Origin of the sequence: Streptomyces vilmorinianum, from assembly GCF_005517195.1 — a bacterium.
In the GTDB taxonomy this organism is placed as follows: domain Bacteria; phylum Actinomycetota; class Actinomycetes; order Streptomycetales; family Streptomycetaceae; genus Streptomyces; species Streptomyces vilmorinianum.
Window position 1 is genome coordinate 6,053,205 of the sequence record NZ_CP040244.1, and the last position, 12,090, is coordinate 6,065,294.

Below are 12,090 nucleotides of genomic sequence, written 5' to 3' on the forward strand. Positions count from 1 at the left end.
ATCCTCCTCTCACTATTCGACCGGTACTCCGTTGGCGTACGTCAAGCGCGTCGGGTACACCTGCTTGACCACTGGCTTGCCCGTGTCGTCGAGCACGGTCATGTGCCACTCGATGGAGTCCCACTTGCGGTACTCCAGTCGGAGGGCCGCACGGAGTTTGACCATCTCCCATGCGGTTCCGTAGCCCTCGGACTGGATGAGCTTCCAGTCGCTGTTCGGGATCGTGTCCCCTCGCGCCAGAAGCAGAGTCAGCGCCTCGTCGGCGTTCTTGGCACCGGCGACACCGTCGAGGGACACCGAGATCTTCACGTTGGGGTTGGTCACCGCTCTCTCCACTCCCACCGTCCACAGGCCGCGAACCCCCAACCCCATTGATTCCGGCATTTCGTGACCGAACTCCTTGCCATTGAATGTGCGCCCACCGACAGCCTTGGCCAGTTCGTCCGAGTAGGGGTTGACTCCGAGGACGATGTGATCACCGTCCTTGACGATGTCCTTGAGGATCTCGGCGCACTTTTTGACGGCGTCGTCGTCGACCGACGCGACGGAGAACGACGCGAGCGTGAAGGTCGCGGTGTCCGCCGCCTCGCACGCCGCGCCGATCTTCCGGAGGATACGGCTGATGATGCCCTGGATGGCGGCCTCGGTCAGACCGATGGTGCGAAGCGCCAGGAAGGCGTCCATGAACCCGATGCCAGTCTTGACGGCGGCGTCCAGCGCCGTCACCGCGGCCTTCGCCGTCCTGAAGATCACGCCCGCGACGAACCAGCTGGCCGCCCAGGCGCAATCGCCCCAGCTGCCACCGGACAGGCCCGGGGTGATCAGCTTGGCGCAGCCGATGAAGTCGCCGAGCAGGACGTCGATCGGGTCGATGCCCGAGTTGAACTGGGTCATGGTCAGCGTGACGCTGAGCCGCTTCGTCTCCGCCTTCGACACCTCGGGGCCGAGGTAGACGGTGTCCGCGTCCGGGCAGCCACCCGAGTACGTCTCCCACGCCGCCATGCACATGAACACGTCGACGTGCGACTTGTACGTGACGTCGGACGTGATCGTGCAGTTGCCGACATGGAGCCACGGGCTGCAGTTGTCCTTGACGACGTTCTGCGGCTCGCCGATGTACTCGATGTGGTCGAGGACCGCCCACACGTCGCTGATCCCGGTGGTGACACCCTGCGAGATCTGCTCGGTGTTACCGCCCTTCTCCGTGCGGTCCGCGGCGGCCTGGGCCTCCTCCGCCGCTTCCCTCGCGCCGGCGGCGGCCGCTTCCGCCGCCGTCGCGTCGGCCTCCGCCTGGGTGGCGGTGGCGCGGGCGCTGGCGGCGTCCTCCTCGGCCTTGGTGGCCACGGCACGGGCGCTGGCGGCGTCCTTCTCCGCCTCGGTGGCCGCCGCGTCCGCCGCGATGGCGTCCTGCTCGGCGTCCATCGCCGCCCACGACGCCGCCATCGCGTCGTTGCCGGCCGACTGGGCGTAGCCGTCGGCACGGTTCGCCGCCGTCTGGGCCTCCTTGGCGTCCTTCGCGGCCTGGGTGGCCGAGGCCTGGGCCCGCTCGTACGCCTTGGCGGCACGGAGCGCGTCCGCCGCCGCAGCAGCGGACGCCTGCGCCGCGAGCTTCATGTCCGCGGCGGCCTGCGCGGCGAGGGCCTGTGCCTCGGCGGAGAACGCCTGGGCCAGGTTCGCGGTGGCGGCTGCCGCCGCCGCCTGCTGCTGCGAGATCGTCAGGGACTGCTGCCCCGTGAGCACCGCGAACGCCGCGGAGCTGTCGACCTCCTGGAACGGACCGCCGAGGGCGATCGCCTCGTTCGCCGGCTTGATCACCGCCGCGGCGGAGTCACGGGCCGCGAGCGAGGACTGCACGGCCGCGAGCGCCTTGCCGGCGGTGGTCGCCGCCCAGGCCGCGGTCTGCAGGGCCTCGGTGCGGGCGGCAGCGGCCTCCGTCTTGGCGACCTTGGCCGCCGCGGAGGCCTTCTCCGACTGCTCCTTGGCGCCCTTGGCGTCGGCCGCCGCCGCCTCCGAGGCGTCGATGGCCTCGGCCGCCGCGGCGTGCGCCGCAGCCGCGGAACCGGCCGCGATCATGTACGCGGACCAGGCACTGTCCGCCGCCGCCTTGGCGCGGGACGCGGAGCCCTGCGCCTTGGTGGCCGCCTCACGCGCGTTGGTGGCCGCGGCCGTGGCCGCGTTCGCCGCCGCGCGGGCCTCGGTGGCCGCCGTGGTCGCCGTGTTCGCGGCGGCACGGGCGTCGGTCGCGGCGGCGCGGGAGGCCTCGGCCGCGGCCGTACCCTCGTCGGCTGCGGCGTTGGCCTCAAGGGCCGCCGCCTTCGCGTTCAGCGAGTCCCGCCGCTGCTCGGCCTCCAGGGCCTTGTCGCGGGCGGCGATCGCGTCGCGCTCTGCCTGCTCGGCGTCACCCCTGCGGGCCGACGCCGTGGCTCCCGCCGACTCCGCCGACGTACGGGCGTTGCTGGCGATCAACCCTTGGGCGACGGCGTCGGCCTCGTAGGCTTTCGCCTTGTCGCGCTCGCTCTCCGCGGTGGCCCGGTAGGCCGCCGCGTTGGCGCGCTCCAGCTCGGCGACGGCGCGCTGCGCCTGTGCGTCGGCCGCGGCCTGGCGTGCCTGCTCCTCCTCCGCGAGCGCGGTTTCCTTGGCCTTCTTGGCCTTCTCGGCATTCGCCGCGGCCGAGGCCGCGTAGGCGTCGGCGCTGTCCGCCGCGGCCTTCGCCTGGGCGGCGGCCTCCTGCGCGGCGATACGGCGGAACGCGGTGTTCACCGCGTGCGCCTCGGTCTTCGCCAGGGCGAGGAGCGCCTCCGACGTCGAGACCGTGGCGTTCGCCGCGTTCAGCGCGGTCTCCGTCGCCTTCGCGGCGGCCGTAGCTGCCGCACCGGAGGCGCGGGCGACCTGCACCGACTGCTGGGCGTACATCAGGCCACGGCCGCGCGGCACCTCGGCGGCGTCCGCGATCGTCCAGGCCTGCTGCTGTCCGGTCGCCGCGCGCTGGGAGGCGGCGGTGGCCAGGGCGGCCTGCTCCTTGGCCTTGGTGACGAGTGCCTGGACCTTGCCCCGGGCGTTCGCGAGGTCCGTCTTCGCCTTGTCGAAGAGGGCCTGCTTCGGCTTGAGGATGTGGTCCGGGTCGGCTTCGAGCTGGTCGTGCCAGTACTTCTGCCAGCGCAGGATCTGGTCGGCACGCCACGCCTGGCCGATGGCCTCGATCATGGTGGCGGTGGCGATCCGGGTCGCGGCGGCGGCGTCGGCCTCCGCCTGCATGATGACGGCGCGCGGAGCGGCCTGACCGGCGTACTCCGACTCCCACTCGGCCGAGGCCTGCGAGACGGCCTCGCTCAGGGCGTTGCGCGGGTCCACCGGGTCCGCGTGGTTGCACGTGGCCCAGGCCTGCTTGAGGTTCTCGACCTCGATGCGGAACTCGGGGGTGCCTTCGGTGACCTTCTTGGCGGGGAAGCCACCGTGCCGCAGGTAGATACCGATGTCGGCCGACGTCGTCCCGCCGTAGAAGCGGGTGTTGTTGACTTCGGAGTCCCGCAGCATGAAGTCGGCGGCGAAGTCGTGCCAGGCGTCCTTGCCGCGGTTCTGCTCGGTGATCTGCCGGGCCTTGGCGATCGCCTCGGGGCTCGCGTTGGTGTGCGCGTCCCAGCCGATGCGGTCGGCCAGCTTCGCCTGGGTGGCGTAGGTGTAGGCGCTGATGTCGGCGCCGAACTCCGGCGCGTGCAGCGTGATCCCGTCGTCGAACGAGCTCATCGCGTACGGCCGGTTGGCGTCCTCCAGGATGGCCTTCTGGGCCGCGAAGGAGTCCAGGTAGAGGTAACCCGCGTCGCGGTCCTGGTCGCTGGCCTGCCCCAGGGGCATGAACCCGATCCAGCCACGGTCGCCGATGACGGCTTCCAGGCCCTCGTTGCCACCGGTCAGGCCCTCGATGGCGACGGCCTTCGTCTTGACGCCGCCCGCGTGCAGGGCGACTCCGGCGAGGCACCGGTTGAGACGCGGGGTGGAGCGGACGTCGCTGATGACGGCGGCGAGGTCGTTCAGCCGGCGCAGGGAGTTGTCGGCGTCGTTGAAGATCGTCCGCATGCCGTCGGCGACCTTCTCGATCGCCAGCGCGAGCGCGGGCATGCGGCCCACGATCACGGAGGACGACGGGACGTCTACGAGCGCCCAGAGGCAGTCCTCGACGTCGTAACCGGCCAGGCACGCCTTGACCTTGGCGGCGTCGAGCTGCTCGAAGAGGATCTGGCCGCCGTTGGCGGTAGCCCATTCGACGACGTTCACGGAGACGGCCGCGAGGCCCTTCCGGTAGTCGTCGACACAGGTCTGGCCACACGCGTCGAGCAGGATCTGCTGCTCGCGCTGACCGAGCGCCGGCCAGTTCGAGGCACCACCCTTGATGGGCGTGGTGCCCGCCCCCAGAGCCTCCTGGTGCGCGGCCTCGTTCTTCTCGCGCTGTAGCTCCTCGGCCTTCTTCGCGGCCTCCTCGGCGGCGGTGCTGTCGCCCGCCGCGTCGCTGGCCTTCGTCTCGGCGTCCTTGGCCTCCTGCTCCGCCTCGGCCGCCTTGCGTGCGGCCTCCTCGGCGGCTGCGGCGGACCGGCCGGCCTTCTCGTTCGCCTCGGCGGCGTGCCGCTCGGCGTCCGTGGCCTCACGGTCGGCCTCGACGGCGACGCTGCTCGCCCCGTCCGCGGTGAGGCGGGCGGAGGCGGCGTCGTCACCGGCCTGCTGGGCGTGACCGGCGGCAGCGTCGGACGCCGTCTTCGCGCCCTGCTGGGCGTTGGTGGCCTCGGCGGCGGACGCCTGGGCGCGGCTCACGGCCTCGACGGCGCGGACGGAATCGCTCGCCGCGCGGGCGGCTGCCTCGGCGGCGAGCTTCGCGTCGCCCGTGGCCTGCGCGGCGGTCTGCTGCGCGGACAAGGCGGCCTGTGCGGCCTCGGCGGCCTTGGCCTCGGCAGCGGCCGCCTGCTGCTCGGCGATCGTCTTCGACGACTGGCCGACGAGCACCGCGAACGCGGCGGCGCTGTCCTTCTCCTGGTACGGCGTGCCGATCGCGACGGCGTCGCCAGCGGCGGCGACCGCGGCCGTGGCGCTGTCGCGGGCGGCGAGCGCTGCCTGACCGGCGGCGTAGGCGCGGCCCACGACGGTCGCGGCCGACTTCACGGCCTCGGCGGCGCTGGTCCCGGCGGCGGCCGACTCCTGCTGGGCCTTCTTGGCCAGCTCGGTGGCGTTCTCCGAGGCCGTCGCGGCGTTGTCCGCGCGGATCGCGGCGTCCTGCGACGCGTCGAGCGCGGTGGCCGCGGCGACGTGCGCGGTGGAAGCCGCGTCGAGGGAGTTGCGGTACGCCGACCACGCGCTGGTCGCGTTGGCCTGGGCACGCTCGGCGGCACCCTCCGCCGTGGTCGCGGCAGTACGCGCACCGACGGCGGCCGTGGTCGCCTGGTCCGCGGCCGTCTGGGCTGCGGTGGCGGCCTCGACGGCCTGGTTCGCGGCCGTACGGGCGGCGGTGGCCGCTGCCCGCGTCTCCGCGGCAGCCTCCGTGCCTTCGGCGGCGGTGGCGGCGGCTTCGAGGGCGGCGGCGCGGGCCGCGGTGGCCTGCCTCGTCCGGACGGCCTCGATCGCCTTCTCGCGCGCGGTCTGCGCGGCCTTCGCCTTCTCGTCGGCGACCTTCCGTTTCGCCGTCGCGTCAGCGGTCGCCGTTCCCGCAGCGGTGTCGGCGTTCTTCGCCGTCGTCTGCTGCGTGGTCGCCCGCTCCTCGGCCTCCTTCGCCTTGGCGCGCTCGGTCGCGGCCTTGGCACGGGAGGCGACGGCGGTGGCCTGCTCCGTCTGCGCCTTCGCCCGCTCGGTGGCGGCCGTGGTCGCGGCGGTCTTGGCCTTGTCGCGCTTCTGCTCGGCCGTCGTCTGCGCGGCCTTCGCGGTGGCGGCGCTCTCGGCGGCGGCCGTGGCGTTGGCCTCGGCGCTGTCGGCGGCGGCCTTCGCCTGGGCGGCGGCCTCCTCGGCGGCGACCCGGCGGAACTCCGTGTTGATCGCGTGCGATTCGGTCTGCGCCTTCGCGAGCAGCGCGTCACTGGTAGCGATCGTCGCGTTCGCGGCGGCCAGGGCGGTCTCGGTGGCCTTCGCTGCGGCCTCGGCGGCTGCGGCGGAGGCGCGGGCGACCTGGACCGACTGCTGGGCGTACATCAGACCCCGGCCGCGCGGCACGTGGGACGTGTCGGCGACAGCCCAGGCCTCCTGCTGCGCGGTCGCCGCCTTCTGTGCCGCGGCGGCGGCCTTGGCCGACTGGGCCTTGGCCGAGGCGACGAGGGAGGAGGCGTTGGTACGGGCCTGGGCCAGGTCGGCCGTGGCCTTGTCGTAGAACGCCTGGTCGGGCTTGCCGAGGATGGTGTTCGGGTCGTTGGCGAGCGTGTCCGTCCAGTACTTGCGCCAGGTCAGGATCTGGTCGGCGAACCACGCCTGCCCGATGGCCTGGATCATCTGGTCGGTGGCCTCGCGCGCCGCCGCCGAGGCCTCGGCCTCGGCCTTGATGATCGTGGCGCGCTGGGTGGCCTGGCCGGCGTACTCCTGCTCCCACTCGACCATCGCGTTCATGACGGGCTCGTTGAGCGTGCGCCGCGGGTCGACCGGGTTCTGCCAGTCACACGCGGCCCAGGCCTGCTTGAGGTCCTCGACCTCGACGCGGTACGCCGGGGAGTCCTTGGCCGGGGCCTCCTTCGCGAAGCCGCCGCGGCGCAGGTAGGACGCGATGTCGCTGGAGGTCGTACCGCCGAAGTAGTCCCACCTGACTTCGCCGTCCCGCAGCATCGAGTCCGCGGACCAGTCGTGCCAGTCATCCTTGCCGCGGTTCTCCTCGGTGACGGCCTTGGCGCGGGCGATGGCCTCGGGGCTGGCCTGGCTGTGCTCGTCCTTGCCGAGGCGCCAGGCGAGTTCGGTCTGGGTGACGAGCGCGAAGCGGGTGACATCCTGGCCGAAACTCGGCGCATGCCACTCCATGTCGTCGCTGGCCCACGCCGACTCGCGGTAGGGCTTGTTGGCGTCGTCGAGGGCGGTGGTGCGCTCCGTGTTGACAGTGGAGTAGACGCCGGCCGCTTCCTTGTCGGCGGCGGCGGCCTGGCCGAGGGGGCCGTAGCCGATCCAGCCGCGGTCCCCGACGGTGTCGCGGAGCTGCTGTTCGGTGCCGGTCAGGCCCTCGATGGCCTTGGCCTTCATCAGGGGGCCGCCGACGTGCAGCGCCACCCCGGTGAGGCAGCGGTCGAGCCGCCGGTCCTGGCCGATGGTGTTGCGGTCGAGGCCGGTGTCCTGTTCGGGCACGGTGTCGGCCGCGGCCGGTACGGCCTGGACGAGGCCGGTCAGTACGGCTGCGGCGGTGACGAGCGCCGTCGCACTGGTGGCTCTGGTCAGCGTGGACCGTATGCGACGCCGGCGTCTGCCGACGTCTTTGGGCAATGTCATGGTCTGCCTGGCAATCTCTCGACCGTTCGGCAGAATCAGCCATGGGCATGACAGCAGAACGCCGCCCCAGCCCCACTCCCCCTCGGCGCGGCATGTGCCAGCGTGCCCGCCCCCCCACGAACTGGCGCTGCCGCTTACGCCGCGACAATGTCACACCCGATTCCACACGTGAAGATCAAATAATCTTCACCAAGGCCGCACAGAACCACAGCAGCGGACAAAGCGATCCACCGCTTGATCATCTTGTTACCCGGAGTAGACGCCGAGCCCCGGCCTGACGCCCGTCTTCGACGGAGACGACTGTGGGCCGCACCCCGTGAACAGGGGTGCGGCCCACGGCCGTTGTGCGGCTCCCGGACGGGTTCGTGGTGCGGTCAGTTGGGCTCGATCGTGTTGCGCAGGCCCGGGACCGTGAGCGTGCCGCCGAACTGGCCCGCCTGGATGACCTCCACGTCCGTGAAGATCGCGAACGGCACGTCGAGCGGCGGCGGCGTCTCCGGGCTGAAGGTGACCGGGATCAGGCCGAAGAGGTTGCCCTTCAGCCTCTCCGTGTACATGGTCACCGTGCCGTTGGTCATGGTCGACGTCGAGCCCTTGTCGGACCGGACGTGCCCGGTGAAGCCGTCCGAGTGGACGGTGCGCTGGTGCAGGTCCTTGATGTCCACGCCGTCGCTCGCGGTGAACTTCAGGACCTTCTTGATCTTCCCGCTGCCCGTCTTCACCTCGACGATGCCGTGGTACTTGAGGCCCTTCAGCGTGAGCTTCGTGCTGTTCAGGATCCACGGCTCGTCCGGAAGGAGCGGGACGCCCGGGTCGAGCTCCGCCGCCGCGAGTGCCTCCGGGTCGGGCTCGGGGCACGGGAAGCGCGGCTTGGCGCCTTCGGGTATGTCCTCGTCCTTCTTGGCGTCGGTGCCCTTGACGTCCTCCGGCAGCTCCTCGACCTTGGCGCCCGCCTTGTCCGCGGCGTCCTCGATGGCGGCCTTGGTCGTGTCGACCGCGGTGTCCGTCTTCGAGGCCGTCGTCGCCGGCTTCTCGGTGGCCGGGGCGGTCGGCGCGGGGGCCGTCGTCGGCGCGGTCGTCGGCGTGGCCGTCGCCGTCGGGGTCGGGGTCGGCGTGGCGTCGGGCCCGTCGAACAGGTCCTTGATCGCGTCGCCGACACCCAGCGGGTCGAGCGGGTTGGTGCTCTTCGTCGGGGTGGGCGTGGGCGTCGCGGCCGGCGCCTGCTGGCCTCCGGACAGCGGCAGTACGGGGGCCGTGGAGGTCTCCTCAGCCGAGGGGCTGGCCGTCGGCTTGGGCGTCTCCTGGTCCTCGGTGGCCTCCGGCTTCGGGGTCGCGCTCGCGCTCGCCGTCGGCTTGGGGCTCTCGGTCGCGGCGGGCTTCGTCGACTCCTCCGTCACCGGCTCGTCCGAGCGCGTCACGCACGGACCGGGCGCGAAGGGGATGTCCTTCTCGTCGGCGACGGCGAGCTTGGGCGCCATGCCCATGCCCATCAGGACCGCGGTCGGCATGGCGGCCAGGGCCATCGCCTTGCCCGCGGGTCCCTGGATCTTGGTCAGCAGCGACTTCCGCGGAGCCGCGTGCCGCGGACCCGTCCTTGCCAGAGTGGCGCCGTCCCCAGTCGTCGCCGACTGCGCCGACTGTGTTTCGTCACCCCGCACTGTTCCTCCCGCCGTTGGCGTCGATCGTCGTGTCGGTCGCCTGCGCGTCGGAGCCGGACTGCTGCTCCGGGATCGGGACCGGGACCGGCTCGAAGGCTTCTGCGCCCTCGGCGTCCCCCGGGCCTTCCGGCTGACCGTCGTACTCGTGCTCGCCCGGCGCGGCCTCGGCCGCCTGCTCGGGCGATTCCTCCACGGGGACTCCCGGGGCCCAGGCGATCGACATCCCGCCGCCGATCAGGGAGAGCAGGAACCCGATGACGAGGCCGCCGAAGTTCGACACCGGGATGGAGACGAGCCCCAGCACGATCGCCGCGACACCCGCGAACACCCGGACGATGGGCTGGAACCACATCGTGAGACCGAGCGTGATGAGCAGCACGCCGATGATGAGCGCGCCGGCACCGGCCGTCGTCGCGATGGCGATCGTCATGTTGCCGAGTCGCATGTCGCCGTACGGCAGGTAGGCGATCGGTACGCCGCCGAGCAACGTCAGCAGACCTGCCCAGAACGGCCGGTTGCCCCGCCATACACGGAAACGCAGCCGCCAGTAGGTGAATCCGCGGGAACCAGTGGACTCGGCGCTCATGGAAAACAGCTCCCTGGAAGCGGTGGTACTGAGAAGAATGGAGAGAGGGGGAGCATTCCCCCGAAACGGACGGGGCCGCACAGGACGGCCCCGCCCATGGAGGAGCACTACCCGCAGGAGCACTACTCGGAGAAGCACTCCTTGGGAGCGCCCGTGTGCAGCTTCAGCTTCAGGTCGGGAAGCTTGAAGGTGGCGGCGGTCGTCGCCCACGCCTTCTGCCTCACGTCCGTCAGCTTCGCCTCCTCGGCGCGCTGCGAGAAGCCGTACGGGTTGGCCGTCGTGCCGGGCTGGATGCCGGGCTTGCCGTCGGTCTTCGGGAGCTTGCCCGCGGCGACGCCGATGTCGATCTTGCCGAACTCGGCGTCCGCCTCGAGCGACGAGACATCGAGGTAGATGTCCTTGGCGTAGACCGGGTTCTTCGCGTCCGTACCGGCCCGCAGCTCGAGCGAGACGTTGCCGAGGATCGGCACGTTCGGCGTCACGACGGACTGGCACATGTTGGTGATCCAGGCCTCGGAGAAGCCCGAGACGCCGACCGGCTGAGCGAACGGCTTGCCCTCGAGGTCCTTGCCCGACACGACATTGCCGTACTGGACGAAGTCCTTGCCGACAAGGCTGTCGGCCTTAACCTTGAACTCCTGGCCGGAGATGCTGAAGGACGCGGCGAGCGCGCCCTGAGCCAGGCCGACACCGATCGCGGCCGTCGCGGCCACACTCGGCACCATGACGACGGCGAACCGCTTCCATCTGGTCCCGCCACGAACCTGGGACTTCATGAGAATCCTCCTTCTCGGACGTACATCTCCGGATGGGCCCAGGGCCCGTCCTGGGATGGGAGAAGTGCTACGTCCTCGGGAAGAAGCGCCGAACCACGGGCCGCGAGACGCGTCCGATTCACCGGCGATCACCCCCGAGCGACAACCACTGGCCACGCCTTGCGCGCAACCCTGCTTGGACAGGCCCTGCCGATGTGCGCAGGAACCCCCCTGTCCACGGCCGGCGCCACTGTCGCCGACCCACTCGGTGGGGACCCTCGCCGCGATCCCGGTTGGTGGCCGGGGCTGGTGCGGTATCGGACCGAGCGTCGCCGATCGTGGTCCATTCCGAGCCGGGGCACAAGGGGTTCGTTACTCACTAGTAACGACCTGATAACCACGCCACGACAGGGCGGTGTCGCCCGGCCACACAGGGTGCTGTCAAGGGCGCGGACATTGAGGGAGGATGCCGGTGAAAGCCGGACAGAAATCCGGGTTCGATTTACTGCAAGTAACAGCGGCCGCGATTACCAAGTTTTGGTAAAGCGCGGCCGCGTTTTGTCACTGTGTCGCCAAATCGGCGCCCTCCACCAGGGGAGGGAACGGGTCAGAACAGCACCCGCGCGAGGGCCTGGCGGCCCGCCGTGACCCGGGGGTCGTCGGAGCCGATCACCTCGAACAGCTCCAGGAGCCGCAGGCGTGCCCGGTCCCGCTCCTCGCCCGCCGTGCGCGCCACGGCGTCGACCAGCCGGCCGAAGGCGTCCTCGACATGACCGCCCACCAGATCGAGGTCGGCGGCGGCGATCTGCGCGTCGACGTCGGCCGGGTTGTCGGCCGCGTTCTTGCGGACCTGCTGCGGGTCCATGTCCTGCACCCGGGCCAGCAGTTCGGCCTGGGCCAGGCCCAGCTTGGCCTCCGGGTGCCCTGGGTCGTCGGCCAGCACGTTCTTGTACGCCTGGACCGCACCGGCCAGGTCACCGGCGTCCAGCGCCGACATGGCCGCCTCGAGCAGCGCGTCGTACGGACCGGCCGGCACCGGGGCCTGGGCCGGCGCGCCGGCCTGCTCGGCGTCCGCGTCGACGGTGATGCCCGTGAGGCCGAAGCGCTCCTCGCCGACCTGGATCAGCTGGTCCAGGGTCTGCCGGATCTGGGCCTCGGGCGCGGCGCCCTGGAAGAGCGGCAGCGCCTGTCCGGCGACCACCGCGAAAACGGCCGGAATTCCCTGGATGCCGAACTGCTGCATCAGCATCTGGTTGGCGTCGACGTCGACCTTGGCCAGAAGGAAGCGGCCGTTGTACTCGACGGCGAGGCGCTCCAGGAGGGGGCCGAGCTGCTTGCACGGCTCGCACCACTCGGCCCAGAAGTCGATGACGACCGGAACCTCGGCGGAGCGCTGCAGAACATCGCGCTCGAAGCCGGCCTCGTCGACATCGATCACCAGGGCAGAGGGGGCGACGGCCGCCGCGCCACCCTGCCGGGCGGCCTCGGCACGCGCCTGCTCCGCCTTCGCCTTGGCCTCTCCGGCCGCCTTCACCGCGGCGAGGTCGACGACGCCGCTCATGGACATGTTTCTGGGCTGCATGAGTACATCCTCCCCCTTCCGCGCGCGTAACCGGTAAGCCATGGCTGAACCGTGCCGCCCGCAGGTCTCCCGCCG

The 12,090-nt window shown here is 71.5% G+C and carries 5 protein-coding genes; all 5 read right to left on the reverse strand.

All coding sequences use genetic code 11. The annotated features are described in order from the left end of the window. Window positions 1-12: 12 nt before the first annotated feature. Complete coding sequence (locus FDM97_RS27960) at window positions 13-7,434, reverse strand: polymorphic toxin type 27 domain-containing protein (protein WP_137993278.1); 7,422 nt, start codon at window positions 7,432-7,434, stop codon at window positions 13-15. A 374-nt stretch (window positions 7,435-7,808) separates the two neighbouring features. Continuing rightward, a complete protein-coding gene (locus FDM97_RS27965; protein WP_254705782.1) occupies window positions 7,809-9,092 on the reverse strand; it encodes a dihydrolipoyllysine-residue succinyltransferase component of 2-oxoglutarate dehydrogenase complex in 1,284 nt (427 codons plus the stop codon). Further along, window positions 9,082-9,678: a DUF6114 domain-containing protein gene (locus tag FDM97_RS27970; protein ID WP_137993279.1), complete on the reverse strand. Its 597-nt coding sequence runs from the start codon at window positions 9,676-9,678 to the stop codon at window positions 9,082-9,084. The genes FDM97_RS27965 and FDM97_RS27970 overlap by 11 nt, the downstream gene beginning before the upstream one ends. Before the next feature lie 122 nt (window positions 9,679-9,800). Beyond that, window positions 9,801-10,454 (reverse strand): DUF6230 family protein, encoded by a 654-nt coding sequence (locus FDM97_RS27975; protein ID WP_137993280.1) that lies wholly within the window; start codon window positions 10,452-10,454, stop codon window positions 9,801-9,803. A gap of 586 nt (window positions 10,455-11,040) precedes the next feature. Further along, a complete protein-coding gene (locus tag FDM97_RS27985) occupies window positions 11,041-12,015 on the reverse strand; it encodes a tetratricopeptide repeat protein (protein WP_137993281.1) in 975 nt (324 codons plus the stop codon). Window positions 12,016-12,090 lie beyond the last annotated feature (75 nt).